Genomic DNA, 21,974 nt, shown 5'->3' on the forward strand with positions numbered 1-21,974 from the left:
CATGACCTGGTCGATCGTCACGCGCGAGCCGGAAACCGGCCATCTCGCCATCGCCGTCGCCACCCGCTTTTTCGCGGTCGGCAACATCGTACCGAATATTCGCGGCGGCATTGGCGCCGTCGCGACGCAGGCGTTCAGCAGCCCGCTTTACGGCATCGATGGTCTGGCGATGCTTGCCGCCGGCCACATGCCGGAGGAAATCATTAGGACATTGACCGCGCGCGACGAAGGTCGCGAACAGCGCCAGTTCCACATGATCGACAGCAACGGCAACAATGCCGCTTTCACCGGCGCCAAATGCATCGACTGGGCCGGTCATCTGATCGACGAAAATGTCTCGGTTGCCGGCAACATGCTGGCCGGTCCGCAGGTCATCGCCAAGAGCCTGTCGACCTTCAAGAAGACCCAGGGCATGCCGCTCGCCGAGCGGCTGCTCGAAGCCATGCGCGCCGGCGAGGACGCGGGCGGCGACAAACGCGGCAAGCAATCCGCTGCTTTGGTCATCTATCGCGACCAGGATTATGCCTGGCTGAACATCCGTGTCGACGACAGCGCCGATCCGCTGACGGAGCTCGAACGGCTCTATGCCGTCGCACAGGAACGCTATCTGCATGTTGCCGAGACCACGCCCACGCGGCAGAACCCGAGCGGCATGATCGACCGTCGAGAGATCGACGAAAAGATCGCGGCACTGGAGGCCGCAAGGATTGCCGAAGGCCGCCCATCGGCCTCCTTCGCCACATCGCCGAAGCCGTCATGAGCGGAATCGCGTAATGCCTGATACGATGCGCAAGATCACAAAGGTGAGCCTATGACAACCGTTGCCGCTCCGCAGACGAAAGCAGACGCAAAGCCCGTCCTCTCCGTCTCCAACCTGACGACATCGTTCCTTGCCGATGGCGAATGGCGCACGGTGGTGAAGAACATCTCCTTCGATGTCATGCCAGGCGAGACGGTCGCGATCGTCGGCGAATCCGGCTCCGGCAAGAGCGTCACCTCGCTCTCGATCATGCGACTGCTCGCCAAGGGCAGCAGCCGCATCGAAGGCTCGATCAAGCTTAACGGTCGCGACATCCTTTCGCTCTCGGACAACGAAATGCGCAAGGTGCGCGGCAAGGATGTCGCGATGATCTTCCAGGAGCCGATGACCAGCCTCAATCCGATCTTCACCATCGGCCGGCAGATTTCCGAGGCGCTCACCTGCCACGGCGATATTTCCAAGGCCGAAGCCAAGGCCGAGACCATCCGCTTGCTCGAAAAAGTGCGTATTCCGAACGCTTCCTCCCGCTTTGACGAATATCCGCATCAGTTTTCCGGCGGCATGCGCCATCGCGTCATGATCGCGATGGCGCTGGCCTCGCGCCCGAAGCTTTTGATTGCCGACGAACCAACGACGGCACTCGATGTCACCATTCAGGGACAAATCCTCGATCTCATCAAGGTTTTGCAGGAAGAGGAAGGCATGTCCGTCCTCTTCATCACCCACGACATGGGCGTCGTGGCGGAAATCTCCGACCGCACCATCGTCATGTATCGCGGCGAAGCGGTGGAAACCGGCAACACTGACGATATCTTCCATCGCGGCCAGCACCCCTATACCCGCGCCCTGCTCTCCGCTGTGCCTCGGCTTGGCTCGATGAAGGAGCAGCCGCAACCGCTGCGCTTCCCGGTCGTCGATGCAAGCACCGGTGAGCGCACGGAACCGACCGCAGTCACCGACACGGTCGATCGCGGCAAGACGCCGATCCTGGAAGTGAAGAATCTCGTGACCCGCTTCGCTACCCGAGGTGGGCTTCTCGGCCGCGTAACCGGCGCCATCCACGCCGTCGAGAACGTCTCCTTCGATCTCGCCCAGGGCGAGACGCTGTCTCTGGTCGGCGAATCCGGCTGCGGTAAATCAACGACCGGACGCTCGATCATGCGCCTGATCGACCCCAATGCCGGGGAAGTCCGGCTCGACGGCTACGACGTGATGAAGCTCGACGCGCTCAATCTGCGCCGCATGCGCCGCAGTATCCAGATGATCTTCCAGGACCCGTTTGCCAGCCTCAATCCGCGCATGACCATTGGCGCCGCTGTCGCTGAGCCCTTTATCGAGCACGGGCTCGGCACCCGCGCCCAGGCGCGCGAGAAAGCGGCCGACCTGCTGGAGCGTGTCGGGCTGAAGGCGGATATGATGTCGCGCTACCCGCATGAATTTTCCGGCGGCCAGCGTCAGCGCATCTGCATTGCCCGTGCGCTCGCCCTCGACCCGAAGGTCATCGTGGCAGACGAAAGCGTCTCAGCTCTCGACGTCTCGATCAAGGCGCAGGTCTGCAATCTCCTGATGGACCTGCAGCAGAGCCTCAATCTCGCTTATCTCTTCATCTCACACGACATGGCTGTCGTCGAACGCGTGAGCCATCGCGTCGCCGTGATGTATCTCGGCGAGATCGTCGAGATCGGCCCCCGTGCCTCGGTGTTTGAGAACCCGCAGCATCCCTATACGAAGAAGCTGATGGCGGCTGTCCCGGTGCCGGATCCGTCCCGGCGCGGCATCAAGCGCAATCTCGCCGTTGACGAGCTGAAGAGCCCGGTGCGGCCCGTTGGCTATAACCCGCCGGCGCGCCAATTTCGTGAGGTCGCGAATGGCCATCTGGTGCGGCTGGACGAGGCGGCGTAACGCAATCGTGCCGTTGACTTCGGCAGGCTCCGGCGCTGATATCGGCAGCCCGTTTTCAAAATGATTGGAGTGATTGTGATGACTGATACCGTACTCGATATTCCGGTAAAAAAGATCGACGGCAGCGAGACGACGCTCGCCGACTATCGCGGCAAGGTGATCATGGTCGTCAACGTCGCCTCCAAATGCGGACTGACGGTGCAATATGAAGGGCTGGAAAAGCTCTATGAGGACAAGCGCGACGACGGCCTCGTCATCGCCGGCTTTCCCGCCAATGATTTCAAAGGCCAGGAGCCCGGCACGAACGACGAAATCCTGAGCTTCTGCACCCTGACTTATGACGTGCAGTTTCCGATGTTTTCCAAGATCGCGGTGACAGGCGAGGAGCGGCATCCGCTTTACAACAGCTTGATCGCTTCTGACGTCGTGACGACCGGTGACGGGCCGATGCGGGAGCGCCTTGCAAAAAACGGCCTTCAAACCGGACAGGACGGCGGCATCGTCTGGAACTTCGAAAAATTCCTGATCGGCCGGGACGGCAAAGTTGCCGCCCGCTTCGCACCTGACGTTACGGCAGATGATCCGCGCTTGCTCTCGGTCCTGGAAAAGGAACTGGCCCGCGCCGGCTGAAGCGCCTTGCACATTTTCAAAAATAAGGCGTTACCTCAATAGGTTACGCCTTTTCTGATGGGCAGCAAGAAGCGTGCTTAGCCCGGTTGTATCATTGCCTCCCCTCCCGCCCGGGAGTATGTTTCGACTTTCGAATACACGTCCGGACGGAACACTGCATCAGCTCTGATGGGAGGAGGATGTCATGCGCGAACCTGATATGCAAAAACTCGACGCCCTAGTCGGACGCTTAGTCGGCGATCTCGGCGCGGCCGTCACGGGTGTATTGGTGACGCTCGGAGATCATTTGGGCCTGTTCAGGGCCATGGCGGACGGAACACCGATGACGTCGGCGGAATTGGCCGACAAGGTCGGCGTGAAGGAGCGTTATGTGCGTGAGTGGCTGTCGGCTCAAGCGGCGGCCGAATATGTCAGCTATGACGACCAGACCGAGCGCTTCTACCTGACACCCGAACAGGCAATGGTGTTTGCGGAGGAAAACAGTCCCGCCTTCTTCACCGGCGCCTTCGAAGTTGTTCAATCCATGTGGCTCGACGAGCCGAAAATCGCCAATGCTTTCAAGACCGGCAGCGGTCTCGGCTGGCATGAACACAGCGCCTGCCTGTTCCGCGGCACGGAGCGTTTCTTCCGGCCGGGCTACAACAGCCATCTTGTTGCGGAATGGATACCGGCGCTGAAGGGTATGCACGAAAAGCTTCAAGCCGGTGCGGCCGTCGCCGATGTCGGCTGTGGCCATGGCGCCTCGACCATCCTGATGGCGCAGGCCTATCCGAACTCGACCTTCTTCGGCTTCGACTATCATCTCCCCTCCATCGAACGGGCGAAAGCCGCAGCGAAAGAGGCGGGTGTCGATGGCCGCATCACCTTCGAGCAGGCGACCGCCAAGGATTTCCCGGCTGCCGGCTATGACCTCGTGGCGATGTTCGACTGCCTGCACGACATGGGCGATCCTGTCGGCGCTGGAAAGCATGTCAGGGAAAGTCTCGCCGACGACGGCACCTGGATGATCGTCGAACCCTTTGCGCATGATTGCCTGAAGGACAATCTCAACCCGGTCGGCCGCGTTTACTACGGCGCATCGACGATGATCTGCACGCCGGCCTCGCTGTCACAGGAAGTCGGGCTGGGTTTAGGCGCGCAAGCCGGCGAGATGAAACTGCGCAAGGTTGCCATGGATGCGGGCTATTCGCATTTCCGCAAGGCGACCGAAACGCCGTTCAACATGGTCTTCGAAGTGAGAGCCTGAAAGCTGCGCCGCGCGCTCGGTCGAACGCGCGGCGCAGTTTGATCCTTTATAGACGCTGACCGTCTTCGCCGAACAGCGATGCGAGCGCCGGCTGGAAATAGACCGGCTGCTCGCTTTCCAGCGCAACATCCTCATCAGCATCGATACGCACCGACATGGTCTCTTTGCCAATCTGCCCCCAGACCAGATTGTCTGAGCCCATGGGTTCTACGATGCTGAAGGTTGCCGGCAGGCTGGACATCCGGCCGTTGGCAGCGACAAATTGCATTTGTTCCGGCCGCACACCGAGCGTTGCGGGGCGTCCGTCGCCAGGCGTGCCCGAGAATTCATAACCATTCAAGTCGATCTTGCGCCCGTCGGGCAGGATGAAAGCAGGCGTACCGCCATTGCTGGCAACCTGCCCCGACAGGAAGTTCATGGACGGCGAGCCAACGAAGCCGGCCACGAAACGGTTGACCGGCCGGCGATAGATTTCCTTCGGTGCGGCGAACTGCTGGATAACGCCGCCGCTCATGACAGCGATACGGTCGGCGAGCGTCAGCGCCTCGATCTGGTCGTGCGTGACGTAGATCATTGTCGAACCAAGCCCCGCATGCAGGCGCTTCAACTCGACGCGCAGCTCGGTGCGGAGCTTGGCGTCGAGGTTGGAAAGCGGCTCGTCGAACAGGAAGACATCGACGTCGCGCACCAGTGCGCGGCCGATGGCGACGCGCTGGCGCTGGCCGCCGGAAAGTTCGCCTGGTCTCCGTTTACGCAGCGGATCGATCTGCAGGATCTGCACGGCGCGATCGACGCGCTTGGCAATCTCATCCTTGTTCATGCCGGCGATGCGCAGCCCAAAGGAAAGATTTCCCTCCACCGTCATTGTCGGGTACAGCGCGTAGGACTGAAAGACCATACCGATGCCGCGGTCTTTCGGTTCCTCCCAGGTGACGTTCCTGTCGCCGATCCAGATCTGGCCGCTGCTGATGTCGGTGAGGCCGGCGATGGCGTTGAGCAAAGTGGACTTGCCACAGCCGGAAGGCCCGAGAAGGACGATGAACTCGCCCGACTGGATTTCAATATTCAACGATTTCAGAACGCTGACGGTGCCGAAATCGATTGCGAGTTCGCGAATGGAAACATTGGCCATGAATTATCCCTTGACTGCACCCGCGGTGATGCCGCGCACGAACCAGCGACCCGAACCGAAATAAACGATCAGCGGAACCAAAGCCGTGAGGATGGTCGCCGCCATGTTGACGTTGTAAAGCTTCTCGCCTTGGGTCGAGTTGACGATGTTGTTGAGCTGAACCGTCATCGGAAAATTTTCCCGACCGGCGAAGACGACGCCGAAGAGGAAGTCGTTCCAGATGCCGGTGACCTGCAGAATCCCCGCCACCACTAGGATCGGGATCGACATGGGGATCATCAGCCGGAAGAAGATCTGCCACAGTCCCGCACCATCGACTCGGGCGGCCTTGAACAGCTCCATCGGCAGGCTGGAATAATAGTTGCGAAACAGAAGCGTCAACACCGGCAGGCCGAAGACCGTGTGGGTGATGATGATGCAGGGCAATGTCGAATAGACGCCGACGCTGCGGTAGATGAGTACCAGCGGATAGATGAACACCTGATAGGGAATGAAAGCGCCAAGCAGCAGGATAGCGAAGAGAACGTTCGCTCCCTTTACCCGCCAGAAGGACAGCGCATAGCCGGTCAGCGATGAAATGAAGATCGACATAATCATGCTTGGTATCAGGATCTTCACCGAATTCCAGAAGCCGACGCTGATGCCGCCGCACTCAAGGCCGGTGCAAGCGGTGCTCCACGCCTGCACCCAGGCTTCGCCGGTCCAGACCTGCGGAAAGGCGAAGATATTGCCTTGCCGGATTTCCGGCATGGATTTCAGCGAGGTGACGATCATCACATAGAGCGGCAACAGGAAGAACAGCGCGGCTATCACGAGAAAAGCATAAAGACCGATACGCGCCGGGGACAGATGCTGCGGCTTGTGCCCTGACGGGCCCTCCATGACCTTTGCGACGGAAGATGGCATTGTCATCAGTTCCCCCTCGGTTTATCACGGAAATATTCGTAGTAGAGCCACGGCGTGACCAGGATGACCACGGTAATGAACATGACGGTCGAGGCACTGGTCGCAAGGCCGATATTGCCGCGGCCGAAGAGGTAATCCATGATGAATTTCCCCGGCACTTCGGTCGATATTCCCGGCCCGCCGCCGGTGGTTGCCAGCACCAGTTCGTAGACCCTGACCACGGCGATCGCCAGAAGCACGCTGGCGGTGATGATGGTCGGCCTCAGAATCGGAATGACGATGTGGAGATAGACGCGCCATGTCGGTATGCCGTCGATGCGCGTCGCCTTCCAGAGTTCACGATCGACGCCGCGCAATCCCGCCAACATGATCGCCATGACCAATCCGGACGATTGCCAGATGCCAGCGAGCACAATGACGTAGAGCGCCAGGTCGCTTTGGACGATCCAGTCGAAGCGGAACCAGGTGAACCCGATACTGTCGGCGACCCTTTGCAGGCCGAGCGTCGGGTTCATGATCCACTGCCAGACAAGGCCGGTGACGATGAAGGACATTGCGAAGGGGTAGAGGAAGATCGTCCGGAAGGTATTTTCGAAGCGAACCTTCTGATCGAGCGCAACAGCCAGAAGAAAGCCGAGGATCAGGCAGCCGGCGATGAAGAGGATACCGAAGACGACGACGTTCTGCAGCGAAAGCAGCCAGCGTGCCGTCGTGAACAGTCGTTCGTACTGCTTGGTGCCGACAAAGATGTTGACTGGCAGCACCTTGCTGTCGGTAAACGATATCCAGATGTTCCAGACAACCGTTACGACATAGGCAAGCAACACGATGATAAAGGCTGGGAACAGCGCGACATAGGCGGAAAGATGTCTCTTCTTCCTCGTGGCAGCCGTCCCGGCGACGGTCCCAGCGATGGTTCCGGCAGCAGTTTGCGGGGTACTCATGGATAAAGCTCCTCCTGCGCATTCATGGGAACCGGCGGCAGGTAGGCCCTGCCGCCGCATGGATGTCGGATGAGGCTTACTTCGCCTGCTCGATGACCTTTGCGAACTGCTCGGCGAACTGGTCGGCCGTCATGCTCGGCGTCGTCCAGTACTGGGCGACAAGGTCCTGTTCGGTCTGAACGATGTCCTGCGGGGTGAGCACGTCCGGCGCCAGAATCTGCCGGCTCTGATCCTTGAGCGCGGTCAGGCCCTTCTGGGCGCAGGCGTCGAGCTTGGAGTTGTCCACGTCGAGGCGGACCGGCACGGAGCCCTTCTTGGAGTTGAAGGCGAGCTGGCCTTCCTTGGACATGATCACAGTCGCAAGCAGCGTCTGAGCATCGGTCGCCGCCTTGTCCTTCAGGACCGGGAAGACGAAGATGTCGCCGCCCATCATGAAGTTGGATTCACCCGGCCCGAGGATGCAGCCGAAATCCTTATCGGCGACCATGTTGGCATGGATGAATTCGCCCTTGGCCCAGTCACCCATGAACTGGATGCCGGCCTTGCCGTCGATCAGCATACCGGTCGCCACATTCCAGTCACGGTTCGGGCTGCCCGGATCCTGATAGTTGCGCAGCTTGGCGAAGACTTCCGCCACATGCTTGAACTTGTCGGACTTGACGGCGTCAGTGTCGAGATCCTTCCAGACCTTGGCATAGAGTTCCTTGCCGCCTTCGCCGAGAAGGATGGCATTGAACATCAACTGGAGCTGCCAGGGCTGACCGCCAACGGCGACCGGGATCAGGCCGGCGGCCTTGATCTTGTCGAGCGCGGCAAACATTTCGTCCCAGGTTTTCGGCTCTTCGGTCACCCCTGCCTTGGCGAAAACCGGCTTGGAGTAGAACAGCCAATTCTGGCCATGGTCGTTGATCGGTGCACCATAAATATGCCCCTGGAACTGGATGGCATTATAGAAGGCCGGCGTCAGGACCGATTTCCAATCCTGCTCCTTGGCAAGATCGTCGAGCGGACGCAGCAGGCCCTGCTGGGCCAAGTCATTCATCTGCGTACCGGTATTGAACTGCATGGCTGTCGGCGGGTTGCCACCGATGATACGGTTAATGCCGATCGGACGCGCGGTTGAGCCGGACCCAGCGATCGCGGTATCGACCCATTGGCCACCGGCGGCATTGAATGTATTGGCGAGTTCACGCACGGCAGCGGCCTCACCGCCAGATGTCCACCAGTGCAGGACCTCGGCTCTCTTTCCCTCAGCCTGAGCGCCGGTGACGCCCAGTGCGATCAGCGCCGTGGCGCCAACCAATGCCATTAACAATCCACGCATATGCTCCTCCTCCATTTATGGCGTTCTTCTGAACACCTGTATTTCAGCCGCCGCCGTCTCAAGACCATCGGGTGCCGAATGCTGTCGCCCTCCAAAACCGCGCCGCCGGGCCTCCATTCCCCGCGGCGAACAGGCGATGCTTCCTCGGCATTGCCCGCTCGTCAAGTATGCAGTCTGGGAGGACTGCCAATTCTCCTAACTCTCTATAGCCTAGCCTATACGAAACGTCCCTCATTAATTGCACGCGGGATAGGATCCGGCCGGCCGCAACTGCTGTGGATTGCAACCACCTTGCGCGACTGAGCGGAACGCTCGAATGCCGTCATCACTTCCAGCGCGTGAAAGGCGAGTTCCGACGATACGCGATGCTGGCGCCCTGCACGAAGGGAATCTACCATTTCGGCCGCGCCCAAACCACGCAGTCCGAGATGGCCCGGCACACCTTCGGTATAAGGATGGTCCACTGGAATCTCTTCCCAAGCCTCACCGCCGTCGCGGAATATCTCAACCTTACCGCTAAAGTTGTTCGGATCCGGTGTTACCATGCTTCCTTCGGAGCCGTAAATCTCGATTTGATTGTGCTTGTGCTTGATGACATCGAAACTTGTGGCGATGGTGATCGTCGCACCGCTGTGGAACTCCATCACACCGGTCAGATGCGTTGGGACCAGCACCTTGATCGTCTCGCCGCGGCGCGGATCGGTCTTCACCGTGCGTTCGATGCGGGTGATCTTGGCAGCGCCGAAAACCTCGCGTACCGGACCGAGCAGGGCGATCAGATTGGTGACGTAATAGGGACCGACGTCCAGCATAGGCCCTCCGCCGCGGCCGTAGAAGAAGGCCGGGTTCGGGTGCCAATGCTCGTGGCCGGGCAGCAGCAGCATGGCGGTTGCCGACACCGCTTTGCCGATGCAGCCTTCATCGAACAACCGGCGCGTCAACTGATGGCCACCGCCAAGGAAGGTATCGGGCGCACAGCCGAGGCGCAGGTCGCTGGCGCGGGCGATCGACATCAACTCTTCGGCTTCCGCCATGCTGATGCCAAGCGGCTTTTCCGAATAGACATGCTTACCGGCGAGAAGCGCCTTTTTGCTGATCGAGTAATGCGAAACCGGCGTCGTCAGGTTGATGATCAGCCCGATTTCCGGGTCGGCGAGCATGGCGTCGAGGGAGACTGCCTGAAGGCCGAATTGGGCGGCAAGCTTTTTCGCCGGTTCCTCATAAAGGTCGTAGATCGATTTGACGCGGATGAAATCGAACATATGCAGGGTTGCGACATAGGTAGCGCTGATATTGCCGGCGCCGACGATGCCGACTTTCATGGGGGCAGTGCTCATGGATGTGGCCTCTAGGAAATGGTGATGTTGAGTTCAGCGGCGGCATCGCGCAGATAGTTCATGCCGCGCCGCATCTCCTGATCGAATTCAGGCGTCGCCTCGCGGAAATGTGTCCAATGCGACGCACCGGGCGCATCCTCCAGCTCCAGCGTGATCGGGCCGGAATAGCCGATCGCCTGCAGAGCGGCGAAAATCGCCTTCCAGTCGATTTTGCCACGGCCCGGGCGCCAATGAGCGTTGGTATGGCCTTCATTGTCAGAGAAATGCGTGTTGAAGATGCGATCGCCAAGCGCCAGCACGACATAGTGCGGCATGTCGCCGGCCGGAAAAAGATGGCTCGGATCGAAGTTCAGGCCGAGGTTTGAAGCGCCGGTGCGCTCGATCAGCCGTAGCATGCCCTGGCCGGAGCTGACCCAGCGATAGGGATGCGGCTCGATGGCGACGCGCAAGCCGGCTAAGCCGGCGATTTCACATGCCTTGGCAAAACCGTCGACCACGGCATTGTATTCCGCCGTCCAGTCCCATTGCGGCTCGACGGCTGCGGTCCACTCCTGCGAGATCGGCCGCTGCAGGATCGGCTTGACGTCGGACTGGAAGGGATAGGGCGTCATGCTGGTCACGATCGGCGCGCCGATCTCGGCCACGACATCGACGCCGCGCTTGTAGCCGCCGAGATCGACGGTGGAGAAAGCAGCACCCGCCTGCCGGCTGAAGGGCAGGTTGAAGAAGAAATTGGTGAGCGTCAGCCCCTCGCCCTCGGCGATCTCTTTCAGCCCACGGATCGTCGCCGGCGTGTAATAGGCCAGCATATCGACCGACCAGGCGGTGAGCTCGAAACCCTTGCAGCCGGTGCGCGCCAGCCGCTTCAACGGCGCCTCATAAGGCGGATTCCAGTTGAACGTCCAAATTGGCGATCCAAAAAAAAGCGAGCCTGCGCCCACGACATCATCCTCCCATGGAATGCGGTCGCCTACGAAACACGAGGCTCCCGCCCTCTTGCTGACAACCCTTGCCGAACGGAACCTCTTACCCCTCCAATCGGCAATTCGTAACGTTACGAATGATGGATAACTTCAATTCTGTCAAGCGACCTTTTTCAGGCTATTCCGCACGGATTCTCCGGCAGGATTTGGAATGAGAACGTTACGAATGCCTTTCGGCGGACTCTCCCGTCAAGCGGAGAGTGCCTGGCTATCGTGATCTACGAATTCGGCACGGATAAGTTCGCGCAGATCGCTTGGATCATCGCCGCCAATCGCGCGATATAGAAAAGAAGCCAGACGCTCGCCGATGACATAGTTGGAATAATAGAAGGCGCTGAGCGGCGGATTGAAGAAATCGTGCAATCGCGTGCCGCCATAGGTAATCACCGCGAAATCCTTGCCCACATGCCGGCCGATCTTGCGCAAGCCGGCCAGAAACCCGAGCGCGGCCTCTTCGCTGGCAACAAAGGCGCCCGTCGCTTCCGGATGCCAGGCGATTATATTTTTCGCGAGTTCCTGGCCGCTGTCGGGCGTCGTCGCTGCAAAATGGATAAGGTCGTCGGGAACAGTGAGGTTGCGCGCCGTAAAGGTCTTGCTCCAGCCTTTGACGAATTGCAGGCTGTAGGTGAACTGGCTGGACGGCGCGATCAGCAGCGGCCTGTGGTGGCCGGCATCCAGAAGCAACCGTGCCGCTTCAGCACCGATCGCCTCGTGGTCGAGATCGACGTTCGAATGAATACTTAAAAGCTCGGTGCGCCCGAAGGTGACGAAAGGCGTGCCTACCTCCAGCAGATACTTGACGCGGTCGTCCTGCGGTCTCGTGTGGGTAATGATGACGCCGTCGACCGACCCCTCTTCGACGAGATCGCGCACCGTCGCCAGGGGATCGTCCGCCTGTAATTGCGGGACGACCGTGGTCCGATAGCCATAGCCCTTCATATGGCGTGACACGCCTTCGACCAGCGAGGCAACGACGATATTCATCTCGCCTTCGCGTTCGAAGGGCAACACGATGCCGATCGCGTGGGTCTTGCCGGTCCGCAGATTGAGTCCGCCGAGATTTGGGCGATAACCAAGCTCGCCCGCCACTCGTTTCACCAGTTCGATTGTCTCGCGGTTGACCTCCGGGCCCTCCTTCAATGCGCGGCTGACGGTCGTGATCGAGAGGCCAAGCGCAGTCGCGACCGTGCGCAGCGTCACACGCTGCCCCGGATCCCGCCGCAATCCACGCCCCACTCCCGATCCCTGCACTTTCGACAATTCCCTTCGCTCCGCCTTAGCTACTCGACAATGCCCGCTGTCGAATGCGCGTGCAAGTATCACTCTTGGGTCGTCGGGGCGTTGCCTCGACGGTCCGCCAATAAAAGAGCCACCCATGGAAACGATCTATGCAAGTCTCCGTTGCGCGCTACTATTGAGTGATCCGCAGCTCTTCCAAATACTTGTGAGATCGGTTTTCCCATGACCCAATATCCCGTCGCTGCATTGATTGCGCCGACGATAATTCCAGCCAATATCTGGCGCTGCGCAACATTTTTGCCGTCGGCGGCGCTTTCCTCGCGCCCCGCGAGCTGATCGACGCCGCCGATTGGAAGACGATCCGCGAACGCGGCAAGGTGTCGGTCGCAGCGGCGGCACGCTGACCTCATGCACCAAAAATATCGAGCGTGCCGCTGTGCCCTTAATAGAGTTGCGCTATCTAATTTTTCTTATCGGTCAGCATGAAAGGCGAGTTCCCATGTCGCAGGCTGTGGTTTTCAAACTTCTTGGCAGACGGGTGCGCCTCGGCCTGATCGGCGGCGCGCAAGGCTCGCTTATCGGCCCCGTGCACCGCACCGCCGCCCGCATCGACGATTGCTTCGATCTCGCCGCCGGTGTCTTTTCCTCCGATCCAGAGCGGTCGCTGATTTCAGCCCATGCCTTCGGCATCAGGCGCGGCTATACCGATGTCCAAGCCATGATCGAGGCCGAAACCGTGCGGGCTGATGGCATCGACGCTGTTGCAATCATGACGCCGAACGACAGCCATTATGAATATGCCGCCACCGCTCTCGACGCCGGCCTGGATGTCATCTGCGACAAGCCGCTGACCAATGACTACGACAGTGCGCTGGCGCTCGCCCGTAAGGCGCATGACCGCGGCCGCATCCTGTCGCTCACCCATAATTACTCCGGCTATCCCATGGTGCGCGAGGCGCGCGCGACCATCACCGGCGGCGAGATCGGTGCGCTCCGTCTCGTCAATGTCCGCTATGTGCAGGGCTCACTCAGCCGACCTATCGAGGCCGAGCCGGACAAGATGGCGCCACGTACCAAATGGCGGCTCGATGCGGCTAAGGGCGGCAAGAGCCATGTACTTGGCGATATCGGCGTGCATGCTCATCAACTGATGAGCTTTGTTTGTGGCCGCCGCATCACGGCCGTACTTGCCGATGTCGGCCCGTCGCTGCCTGGCCGCACGGCACATGACACGGCGCAAGTGATCCTGAAATTCGATGACGGCACACGGGGCCAGATGCTGGTCAGCAAGGTGGCAACCGGCGCGCAGAATGTCGTCAGCATCGAGGCCTACGGTGAAGAGGGCGGCATCTCCTGGAACCAAGCCGAAGCCAACGATCTGCGCGTCATGCGGCTGAACCGCGCCGATGAGGTGCGCACGCGCGGCCTGCCGAGCCTGCATCCGCACGCCCAACGCGGCACCCGCCTGCCCACCGGCCATCCCGAAGCCTTCTTCGAGGCCTTCGCCAATATCTATACCGATTTTGCCGAACTGGTTGCCGCCCGCATCGCCGGCGCCGAGCCTGTTCCGCTGGCCCAATTGACGCCCAATGCCTGGATCGGCGTTGACGGTCTGGCCTACATCGATGCCTGCCTGGAGTCGACGGCGACGGGAACGTGGGCTGAGGTGGTTTACGAGCACGATCGGTTTTGATTTCCAGGTTGCAATTCCCAGTGCTCAGTTGCTTCGTCAAGTCAAGCATTTGCGGCACAGAATTTCGGCACCGGTCGCTCCCACCCGAAACCCACCACAGATTTCAATCCGTATCCACAATCACCCCTCGCAAACACACGAGAATCGCGCTAAATATATCCGCATAGGTTGTATATTTAGAGGGATATTATGGACAAATATTCGAAACTGGTTCTGTCCGTGATCGCTGTCGCGCTGGTAGCCATCGCGTTGCAGAATGTTATTACGCCCGCACAGGCCGTTGGAAATGGCTGCGGCTATAACATGTACAATCCTTGCTATGTCAAACTCGCCCCTTAAAGGCGCCTACAGCTAGAAGTCTGGCTACCGTGTGATACCAAGGTCGGCGGCCCGTTCGGACAGGCCGTCTGGCCGCGAAAGCTTCAGGTCACCGTCTGCGAGCTGCGCAATAAAGACAGTGCCGGACCTCCAGTTCCGGCAATATGTCAGGAAGCAGCAATTTTCCGGGCAGTGGTGATTGCTGCGCGAGCACCGGCGCGAAGCTGTGCGGTTTCGGCGCCGGCAATGACGAGATCCAGGCCGAGCTTCAGGAATTGGCCGGCGCGTTCGCCGTCGGTGCCGAAAGCGCAGATCAGCTTGCCATGGGCGCGGCAACGCGCCACGGCATGCGCCAATGTCTGGTCGATCGCGGCACTGTCCGGCGCCAGACGCGCACCATTCGAGAGCGCTATAGAGAGATCGGACGGACCGACGAAGATGCCGTCGATGCCGTCGACGGCAAGGATTTCATCGATGGCATCGAGCGCGGCACGGGTCTCGACCATGGCAATGGTGACGGTCAGCCCGTTGGCGCCCTGCAGATACTCGTCAGCGGCGATGCCGAAATGATTAAGTGCGAGCGACGGCCCCCAGCTGCGCTCGCCGAGCGGCGGATATTTCGTTGCTTTGACCAGGGCGCGGGCATCGTCCGCCGAATTGATCATCGGCGCAATGATGGCGGAAGCGCCGGCATCCAGAAGTCGCGAGGCGGAGGCGAAATCGGCGACTGGAATGCGTGCTATCGCCGGCTTGCCGGTCAGTCGCACTTGAGCGATGCCATTGGCGGCGGAGGCCATGTCCCACATGCCGTGTTGCATATCGAGCACCACGGCGTCGAAGGCCTCTTGTGACAGGTGGTTGACCAGCAGCGGGTCGGGTGCGCCGATCCAGGCTGCGATCATGCCACCATTTTCTCGGCGCTTCAGCCGCCCGGCGAAACCGTCAATATCAGTCGTCATAATGATTTTCCTCAACCACCAATCCCGCCAAGGGCAAGATATTTCACTTCAAGATATTCCTCGATGCCGTATTTCGAGCCCTCGCGGCCGATGCCGGATTGCTTCATGCCGCCGAAGGGTGCGACGGCTGTTGAAATAAGGCCCTCGTTGATGCCGACAATACCGAATTCCAGCGCCTCGGCTACCCGAAAGATACGGCCGACATCGCGCGCATAGAAATAGGAGGCAAGGCCGAACGGCGTGTCGTTCGCCATTTCGATCGCCTGCTCCTCGGTCTCGAAACGAAACAATGGCGCGACAGGTCCGAACGTCTCCTCATGGAAAATGTCCGCAGCCGTGGACACACCGGCCAAAATGGTCGGCTCGTAGAAATTGCCGCCGCGACCGTTGCGCTTGCCGCCGGAAATCAGTTTGGCGCCCCGCTCCAGCGCGTCGCCGACATGCGCCTCGACCTTGCGCATAGCGGCTTCGTCGATCAGCGGACCAAGCGTCACGCCGTCCTCCATGCCGTTCCCGAGCTTCAACTTGGCGACGGCTGCACTGAGCTTTTCGGCAAAGGCGTCATGCACTTTGTCCTGCACCAGGATGCGGTTAGCGCAGACGCAGGTCTGACCGGTATTGCGGAATTTCGAGCCGATCGCGCCTTTGACGGCCTCATCGAGATCGGCATCGTCGAAAACGATGAAGGGCGCGTTGCCGCCGAGTTCCATGCTCGTCTTCTTGATTGTCGGCGCGCACTCGGCGAGCAATCTCGCGCCGACAGCGGTGCTGCCGGTGAAGGAGAGCTTTCTGACCAGCGGGCTTCCGGTGATCGCCGGCCCGGTTTCCGACGAAGGGCCAGTAATGACATTGCAGACACCGGCAGGAAAACCGGCCTCTTCCGCGAGAATCGCTATCGCCAAAGCTGAATAGGGTGTCTGGCTCGCCGGCCGGATGATGCCGGTGCAGCCTGCGGCCCATCCAGGGCCGGCCTTGCGTGTGATCATGGCTGAAGGAAAATTCCAGGGCGTGATCGCCGCAAAAACGCCAATCGGCTGCTTCAGGACAATCAGCCGACGGCCGGCGACCGGCGCCGGGATCACATCGCCATAGACACGCTTGGCCTCCTCCGCGAACCATTCGATGAAGCTTGCCGCATAGGCGATCTCGCCACGACTTTCGCTAAGCGGCTTGCCCTGTTCGATCGTCATGATCGCCGCCAGATCCTCGGTGTTTTCGAGCATAAGGGAACAGAGCTTCTTGAGATGGTCGGAGCGCTGTTGCGCGGTCAACGCCGCCCAGCCCTTCTGAGCCCTATAGGCGGCGTCGATCGCGCGGTTGGTCTCCGTCGCACCCATGGACGGTACGCGGCCGATAATATCGCCCGTTGCCGGGTTAAGGACATCGTAGGTACGCCCGCTATCGGCGGCGACCCATTTGCCGCCGATGTAATTGGCCTCGCGAAAAAGCTCCGGGCGACGGAGCGTGTAGCCAGAAAGACGCTGATACATGATCGTGATCCTCCTAAATGGAATAGCGCCGACAATCAGGCGGGAATACTTGTCTCCCCCGGCGCGAAGTTGGACCCGCGAAGCGCGTCGCAAACTGCGCGTGTCACCTCCACGGTCGTCGCCTTGCCACCAAGATCTGGAGTGAGAATGCCGGCGGCGCAAACCTGTTCCACCGCAGTGATCAGCGCATGAGCGGCGGCGGCCTCGCCGAGATGCTCGAGCATCATGGAAGCGGTCCAGAAGCTTGCTACCGGATTGGCAATACCCTTGCCGACAATGTCGAAGGCCGAACCATGGATGGGCTCGAACATCGAAGGAAACCGGCGCTCAGGATCAATATTGCCTGTGGGCGCAATGCCAAGCGAACCAGCGAGTGCAGCCGCGAGATCGGACAGAATATCCGCATGCAAATTGGTCGCCACGACCGTATCGATGCTTCTCGGACGGCTGACCATGCGGAAGGTCATGGCGTCGACCAACTCCTTGTCCCAGGACACATCCGGAAAATCCGCCGCGACCTCGGCGGCAATTTCATCCCACAATACCAGGCCGTGGCGCTGTGCGTTCGATTTGGTGACGACGGTCAGATGCTTGCGCGCACGTTTCGCAGCCTCAGTAAAAGCAAAGCGCATAATGCGCTCGACGCCGCGGCGGGTAAAGATCGACGTTTCCGTCGCCACCTCCTCCGGCAGGCCGATATGGGCGCGGCCACCATGGCCGGAATATTCGCCCTCGGAATTTTCGCGAACGATCAGCCAGTCGAGATCACCCCGCTCGACACCGCGCAGCGGGCTGGTGACGCCGGGGAAAATCCGAGTCGGGCGGACGTTGGCATATTGGTCGAGCCGTTGGCAGATCGGCAGCCTAAGTCCCCACAAGGTGACATGATCCGGAATATCCGGCGCGCCCACGGCGCCAAAATAGATCGCGTCAGCCTTCTTCAATAACGTCAGCCCATCGGATGGCATGAAGGCGCCGGTTCTGCGATAGCGCTCGCTGCCCCAATCAAAGTGATCGACTTCAATCAAGAAACCGCCGTTGCGGGCGGCCAGCACATCCAGCACTTCCAACCCGGCCGCGATCACCTCCGTGCCGATCCCGTCTCCCGGGATGGCGGCAATCCGGTATTTCCGCTGTGGAACGGACGCGTCAATGTTGCTCATGGAGACCTCTCCTCTCGGCTCTCCTCAGACCGTTCCGCCATTCACCAGAAGCACTTGCTTGGTGATCATCTTGCTGTCATCGGCGGCAAGGAACAAGCAGGCGCGCGCCACGTCGCTCTCCTCGACCGGACCGGGGATGCATTGCATCTGGCGGCCGGCGGCGATCTTGCTTTCATCCTGATACCATAGCGCGCGCTGCCGGTCGGTGATGATCATGCCCGGCGCGAGCGCATTGACGCGGATGCGGTCCGGCCCAACCTGGCGGGCAAGCGAATTGGTGAAGCCGACGATCGCCGCCTTGGCGGTGCAATAGGCCTGCATGTCCGGCGCACCGCGAATCCAGGCGCCCGACGTCATGTTGATGATCGAGCCGTAGCCGAGTTCTCGCATATCCGGCACCACCGCCTGTGCGGCAAAAAAGACGTGGCGGAGATTGACGGACATCATCCAATCGAACTCTTCGGCAGAGACATCAAGGAAATCCTGCCGCCGGTCGTTAGCGGCATTGTTGACGAGGACCGCGACAGGACCGATCTCACGCCTGACATCGGCGAAAGCGGCTTTCATCGCCTCGATATCGGTGAGATCGCAGCGATAAAAATCAACCTTCGTCTGCCCGCCCGAAAGCTCCGATGCCAGCTGGCTTCCGGCTTCTTCCTGAATATCGAGGATAGCGATGCGGGCGCCATTGGCGGCAAAGGCGCGAACGATCGCCTCGCCGATGCCCGAGGCTCCGCCCGTGACGACCACCGTTCGGTTGCGAAGGCTCGGATATTGAGTCATCTCCATCGATAAAGCCGCTCCTATCGGCCGGTCATGTCATGCCCGGCCCACCGTTAGGTGAAGCCGGCTGGGTCTGTCGTATCAAAGCCGCTCTATCGCGTTCAGAATCTCGCTGCTCGCGCGCGTGCGATGCTGTTCTGCCGCTGCCCGTGCGCCGACGATGTCGCCGGCCCGGATGGCTGATATCATCAGCCGATGCTCCTGGACGGAGAGTTCCGGGACCGGGCGGAAAGACAGCGTTAACGTGCGAGCGCGCTGTGCCTGATCGGCCATCGTGGCGGCGATGCGCGCCAGGCGCTGATTGCCGCATTCACCGACCAGCAGGCGATGGAATTGATCGTCGGCGCGGGCCCAGCCGCGCAGGTCGCCGGCATTCAGCGTGCGCTCCATCTGGTTGGTTGCGTCTTCCATCATCCGCAGAGGATATTCGGAGCGCTCCGGATGTTCGGCCAGCAAAGCTGCAGCCATGCCCTCCATAGCAGTCAACAACTGATAGACCTCGATCATATCGGCAGCCGAAATCGGCAGCACCTGCACGCCGCGCCGCGGCAATACGCGCACCAGCCCCTCATGCTGCAGGCGGATCACCGCCTCATGCACTGGCGTGCGGCTCATCTTGAGCTGCTCGGCGATACGCTGCTCCACGGCTTGATAGCCAGCCGGCAGCGTCCCATCGAGAATGCTGGCCTTCAGCGCCTGATACGCATCCTCCACCAGCGAAGCTTTGCGGTCGACTTGCGCCCGAGGTTCGTGGGGATAGACGCGCATGCCTGCGGAACGGGCATGGGGTGGTGCGGGAATGATTGGATCTGGCATCAAAACCTTTCGTGGGCGGGTCGAAAGCTGTCGTCAGACTTGACCATGCAAGCAGTCTTTTTTGCATACCAGATAGAATTTCGCCAAACAAGTTTCGCCGATGCCCATGTTCATTGCTTCACCACTGACGACGCTGGCTTGAATCTTCCAAATGCTGGCATCTTTGTTCCATGCGATGCAAAGGCGGCGGCCATGGCCAGATTGTCGCGCCATAGTCACAGTCTCGCGCTAGCAAGGGGAGCCCCCAACTCGCCAGAGCGCCCCGCCATGAAAACACCGGACAGCGATAAGAACTTTGACATCAGCCGCCGCAGACTCCTTGCCGCCGCCGGCATTGGCACCGGTGTGCTTCTGACGGCTTCGTTCACCAGCGCCGAGGAGAATGCGCCGGCACCGACTGCCGCTAGTTCGCCGAGCCCGGTGGAAACGCCCCCGGTGGCGGGGCTCCATCTTCAGTTCGGCGCCGATGCGTCCGCCGAGATGGTGGTCTCCTGGCATACGCTCCAGCCGGTGAAGCAGCCGCGCGTCCTGATCGGCCGGCTCGACGGCAAGCTCGAACAAACGGTGGCCGCCGTCGAATCCAGCTATGTCGACGGCAAATCAAACCAGACCGTCTATGCCTGGCACGCCAAGGTCGGTGGGCTCGACGCCGATGCCGCCTATCTCTACGCCGCGCTGCACGATGGCGCCGAGCCGCAATTCGGCACTTTCCGCACCTCACCGCGTGGTCGCCAGCCCCTTACGTTCACCAGCTTCGGTGACCAGGGCACACCGACTCTCGGCAAGGTCTTCCACCCGCCGGCGGGTGTCACGCTGCAAGGCGTCACCTATATCAACGACAATCTCGGTTCGCCCGCGGCAGGCGACACCACGCTCGGCGTCGAGCGCCTGCGCCCCCTCTTCCACCTGTTCAATGGGGATCTGTGCTACGCTAACCTCGCCCAGGACCGCGTGCGAACCTGGTGGGATTTTTGGAACAACAACACCCGCAGCGCCCGCAACCGCCCGTGGATGCCTTCGCCCGGCAACCACGAGAACGAACTCGGCAACGGGCCGATCGGCTACAAAGCCTACCAGACCTATTTTTCCTTGCCAGCCGCCGATGGCCAGACCGAGGTGACACATGGGCTTTGGTACAGTTTCACTGCCGGCTCGATGCGGGTGATCGCCATCGCCAATGACGATGTCTGCTACCAGGATGGTGGCGATTCCTATGTGCGCGGCTATTCCGGCGGCGCGCAGAAAGCATGGCTCGAGAAGGAGCTCGCCGCAGCCCACGACGACAAGGACATCGACTGGCTGGTGGTTTGCATGCACCAAGTCGCCATTTCCACCGCCGACAAGTTCAACGGCGCCGATCTAGGCATCCGCGAGGAATGGCTGCCGCTGTTCGACAAATATGGCGTGGACCTGGTGGTCTGCGGCCATGAGCATCATTACGAGCGCTCCCACCCCATCCGCGGCCTGCAGAACAACAAGACGCTGACGCCGATCCCGGTCGGTACCGCCACCGACGTGATCGACACCACCAAGGGTACGGTGCACATGGTGATCGGCGGCGGCGGCACGTCCGTGCCCTCCAACGAACTTTTCTTCAACCCGCCCTGCTGTCGAGTGATCATGGGCGTGGGCGACAAGAATCCCACCACCGGCAAGCGTCCGCCGATCTACGTGGCCGAGGACGCGACCTGGTCGGCCGTGCGCAACGCCGCCCACTCCTATGGCTTCGCCGCTTTCGATGTCGACCCGGGCGCCCATCAAGGCGATCTCACTACCATGAAGGTGACCTATTACGACGTGGTGGGCCAGGATGGCCAGCTCTCTCCGTTCGAGAGCTTCACGCTGCGCCGTCCACGGCGAGACTAAAGCGAGCCGAGGAACTTGATGAATTCGCCAGTCGACATCTGTCACTGGAGCAAATTTTTTCCGTGAGCAAGATCGACCGGGCAGCGATCACCGAGCAGCTTGCCCTTCGATCCATCGAACCCCTTTTCAATGGCATCGGCCATCGAGGTAGAATTTATCGGCGCTCTGATATCGCCCCCCTTATCGCTCCTTTGACGAGACGGGATTCAGATTGCAGCCCGACGAAAGTCGGGCTTTTTGCCCTCTATTGGCAAGAGCCCTGTCGTTTGGAAATTTCAAGCCTGCAATTTGGAACTTTCTGGAGTAACACAGACTCCAGATGCCTTGTTTCACAGGGTTTTTAGAACGCGATTTGGAAGATTCAAGCGAGCATCGTCAAACACTCATGGGAACAGTGGCAGTGTGGGGGACTTGTCGCGAATATTGGGTGCGGTCGTTCCGGCCATAGCCCATGGATGCAAATGGACTTTTACCTGGCCTAAC

18 protein-coding genes are annotated in these 21,974 nt (G+C 60.4%); 6 read left to right on the forward strand and 12 right to left on the reverse strand.

Annotated elements, in window-relative coordinates; genetic code table 11:
- The first annotated feature begins 1 nt into the window (after position 1).
- The 4 genes from CCGE525_RS30410 to CCGE525_RS30425 all read left to right on the forward strand — a co-directional run bounded on the left by CCGE525_RS30410 (position 2) and on the right by CCGE525_RS30425 (position 4,538).
- Entirely contained in the window at positions 2-760 is a 759-nt protein-coding gene (locus CCGE525_RS30410) for a DUF1028 domain-containing protein (protein ID WP_120707926.1), read from the forward strand.
- A gap of 51 nt (positions 761-811) precedes the next feature.
- The gene (locus CCGE525_RS30415) at positions 812-2,662 is read left to right on the forward strand and encodes an ABC transporter ATP-binding protein (RefSeq protein ID WP_120707927.1); all 1,851 of its coding nucleotides are present in this window, start codon (positions 812-814) and stop codon (positions 2,660-2,662) included.
- Positions 2,663-2,740: 78 nt separating this feature from the next.
- Positions 2,741-3,292 carry a glutathione peroxidase gene (locus tag CCGE525_RS30420; protein ID WP_120707928.1) on the forward strand — a complete coding sequence of 184 codons (552 nt, stop codon included), beginning with the start codon at positions 2,741-2,743 and terminating at the stop codon, positions 3,290-3,292.
- 184 nt (positions 3,293-3,476) lie between these two features.
- Complete coding sequence (locus CCGE525_RS30425; protein WP_120707929.1) at positions 3,477-4,538, forward strand: class I SAM-dependent methyltransferase; 1,062 nt, start codon at positions 3,477-3,479, stop codon at positions 4,536-4,538.
- 46 nt (positions 4,539-4,584) lie between these two features.
- On the opposite strand, the gene CCGE525_RS30430 is transcribed toward CCGE525_RS30425, so the two are convergent.
- From CCGE525_RS30430 to CCGE525_RS30460, 7 genes are all read right to left on the reverse strand, one after another.
- A complete protein-coding gene (locus CCGE525_RS30430) occupies positions 4,585-5,670 on the reverse strand; it encodes an ABC transporter ATP-binding protein (protein WP_120707930.1) in 1,086 nt (361 codons plus the stop codon).
- Positions 5,671-5,673: 3 nt separating this feature from the next.
- Complete coding sequence (locus tag CCGE525_RS30435; protein ID WP_120707931.1) at positions 5,674-6,582, reverse strand: carbohydrate ABC transporter permease; 909 nt, start codon at positions 6,580-6,582, stop codon at positions 5,674-5,676.
- Positions 6,582-7,520, reverse strand: a complete 939-nt coding sequence (locus CCGE525_RS30440) for a carbohydrate ABC transporter permease (protein WP_120707932.1) — start codon at positions 7,518-7,520, stop codon at positions 6,582-6,584. Before CCGE525_RS30440 ends, CCGE525_RS30435 begins: the two co-directional genes overlap by 1 nt.
- A 76-nt stretch (positions 7,521-7,596) precedes the next feature.
- Entirely contained in the window at positions 7,597-8,844 is a 1,248-nt protein-coding gene (locus CCGE525_RS30445) for an ABC transporter substrate-binding protein (protein WP_162950351.1), read from the reverse strand.
- Positions 8,845-9,059: 215 nt separating this feature from the next.
- Positions 9,060-10,181, reverse strand: coding sequence for a Gfo/Idh/MocA family protein (locus CCGE525_RS30450; RefSeq protein WP_120707933.1), 1,122 nt, complete (start codon positions 10,179-10,181; stop codon positions 9,060-9,062).
- 11 nt (positions 10,182-10,192) lie between these two features.
- Positions 10,193-11,122, reverse strand: coding sequence for a sugar phosphate isomerase/epimerase family protein (locus tag CCGE525_RS30455; RefSeq protein WP_120707934.1), 930 nt, complete (start codon positions 11,120-11,122; stop codon positions 10,193-10,195).
- Positions 11,123-11,353: 231 nt separating this feature from the next.
- Positions 11,354-12,415: a LacI family transcriptional regulator gene (locus CCGE525_RS30460; protein ID WP_245472338.1), complete on the reverse strand. Its 1,062-nt coding sequence runs from the start codon at positions 12,413-12,415 to the stop codon at positions 11,354-11,356.
- Between the two features lie 487 nt (positions 12,416-12,902).
- On the opposite strand from CCGE525_RS30460, the gene CCGE525_RS30465 reads away from it, so the two are divergent.
- A complete protein-coding gene (locus CCGE525_RS30465) occupies positions 12,903-14,096 on the forward strand; it encodes a Gfo/Idh/MocA family protein (RefSeq protein WP_120707936.1) in 1,194 nt (397 codons plus the stop codon).
- Positions 14,097-14,581: 485 nt separating this feature from the next.
- On the opposite strand, the gene CCGE525_RS30470 is transcribed toward CCGE525_RS30465, so the two are convergent.
- The 5 genes from CCGE525_RS30470 to CCGE525_RS30490 form a co-directional block, all read right to left on the reverse strand.
- On the reverse strand, positions 14,582-15,373 hold the full coding sequence (locus CCGE525_RS30470) for an HpcH/HpaI aldolase family protein (RefSeq protein WP_120707937.1): 792 nt from the start codon (positions 15,371-15,373) through the stop codon (positions 14,582-14,584).
- A gap of 11 nt (positions 15,374-15,384) precedes the next feature.
- On the reverse strand, positions 15,385-16,863 hold the full coding sequence (locus CCGE525_RS30475; protein ID WP_120707938.1) for an NAD-dependent succinate-semialdehyde dehydrogenase: 1,479 nt from the start codon (positions 16,861-16,863) through the stop codon (positions 15,385-15,387).
- A gap of 35 nt (positions 16,864-16,898) precedes the next feature.
- Positions 16,899-18,026, reverse strand: coding sequence for a tartrate dehydrogenase (locus CCGE525_RS30480; protein WP_120707939.1), 1,128 nt, complete (start codon positions 18,024-18,026; stop codon positions 16,899-16,901).
- 24 nt (positions 18,027-18,050) lie between these two features.
- Positions 18,051-18,815, reverse strand: coding sequence for an SDR family NAD(P)-dependent oxidoreductase (locus tag CCGE525_RS30485; protein WP_120707940.1), 765 nt, complete (start codon positions 18,813-18,815; stop codon positions 18,051-18,053).
- Between the two features lie 75 nt (positions 18,816-18,890).
- Positions 18,891-19,625, reverse strand: coding sequence for a GntR family transcriptional regulator (locus CCGE525_RS30490; RefSeq protein WP_245472210.1), 735 nt, complete (start codon positions 19,623-19,625; stop codon positions 18,891-18,893).
- Between the two features lie 267 nt (positions 19,626-19,892).
- Between CCGE525_RS30490 and CCGE525_RS30500 the strand changes: the two genes are divergently transcribed.
- The gene (locus tag CCGE525_RS30500; protein ID WP_120707942.1) at positions 19,893-21,491 is read left to right on the forward strand and encodes a purple acid phosphatase family protein; all 1,599 of its coding nucleotides are present in this window, start codon (positions 19,893-19,895) and stop codon (positions 21,489-21,491) included.
- The last annotated feature ends 483 nt before the right edge of the window (positions 21,492-21,974 follow it).

The organism is Rhizobium jaguaris (assembly GCF_003627755.1).
GTDB lineage: Bacteria > Pseudomonadota > Alphaproteobacteria > Rhizobiales > Rhizobiaceae > Rhizobium > Rhizobium jaguaris.

What these genes read in the sequence shown, in the direction of transcription:
- CCGE525_RS30470 (WP_120707937.1), bottom strand. Translation starts at nt 15,373, where the DNA reads ATGACGACTGATATTGACGGTTTCGCCGGGCGGCTGAAGCGCCGAGAA.
- CCGE525_RS30440 (WP_120707932.1), bottom strand. Translation starts at nt 7,520, where the DNA reads ATGAGTACCCCGCAAACTGCTGCCGGAACCATCGCTGGGACCGTCGCC.
- CCGE525_RS30445 (WP_162950351.1), bottom strand. Translation starts at nt 8,844, where the DNA reads ATGCGTGGATTGTTAATGGCATTGGTTGGCGCCACGGCGCTGATCGCA.
- CCGE525_RS30420 (WP_120707928.1), top strand. Translation starts at nt 2,741, where the DNA reads ATGACTGATACCGTACTCGATATTCCGGTAAAAAAGATCGACGGCAGC.
- CCGE525_RS30410 (WP_120707926.1), top strand. Translation starts at nt 2, where the DNA reads ATGACCTGGTCGATCGTCACGCGCGAGCCGGAAACCGGCCATCTCGCC.
- CCGE525_RS30485 (WP_120707940.1), bottom strand. Translation starts at nt 18,815, where the DNA reads ATGGAGATGACTCAATATCCGAGCCTTCGCAACCGAACGGTGGTCGTC.
- CCGE525_RS30430 (WP_120707930.1), bottom strand. Translation starts at nt 5,670, where the DNA reads ATGGCCAATGTTTCCATTCGCGAACTCGCAATCGATTTCGGCACCGTC.
- CCGE525_RS30450 (WP_120707933.1), bottom strand. Translation starts at nt 10,181, where the DNA reads ATGAGCACTGCCCCCATGAAAGTCGGCATCGTCGGCGCCGGCAATATC.
- CCGE525_RS30425 (WP_120707929.1), top strand. Translation starts at nt 3,477, where the DNA reads ATGCGCGAACCTGATATGCAAAAACTCGACGCCCTAGTCGGACGCTTA.
- CCGE525_RS30490 (WP_245472210.1), bottom strand. Translation starts at nt 19,625, where the DNA reads ATGCCAGATCCAATCATTCCCGCACCACCCCATGCCCGTTCCGCAGGC.
- CCGE525_RS30415 (WP_120707927.1), top strand. Translation starts at nt 812, where the DNA reads ATGACAACCGTTGCCGCTCCGCAGACGAAAGCAGACGCAAAGCCCGTC.
- CCGE525_RS30480 (WP_120707939.1), bottom strand. Translation starts at nt 18,026, where the DNA reads ATGAGCAACATTGACGCGTCCGTTCCACAGCGGAAATACCGGATTGCC.
- CCGE525_RS30465 (WP_120707936.1), top strand. Translation starts at nt 12,903, where the DNA reads ATGTCGCAGGCTGTGGTTTTCAAACTTCTTGGCAGACGGGTGCGCCTC.
- CCGE525_RS30500 (WP_120707942.1), top strand. Translation starts at nt 19,893, where the DNA reads ATGAAAACACCGGACAGCGATAAGAACTTTGACATCAGCCGCCGCAGA.
- CCGE525_RS30475 (WP_120707938.1), bottom strand. Translation starts at nt 16,863, where the DNA reads ATGTATCAGCGTCTTTCTGGCTACACGCTCCGTCGCCCGGAGCTTTTT.
- CCGE525_RS30435 (WP_120707931.1), bottom strand. Translation starts at nt 6,582, where the DNA reads ATGACAATGCCATCTTCCGTCGCAAAGGTCATGGAGGGCCCGTCAGGG.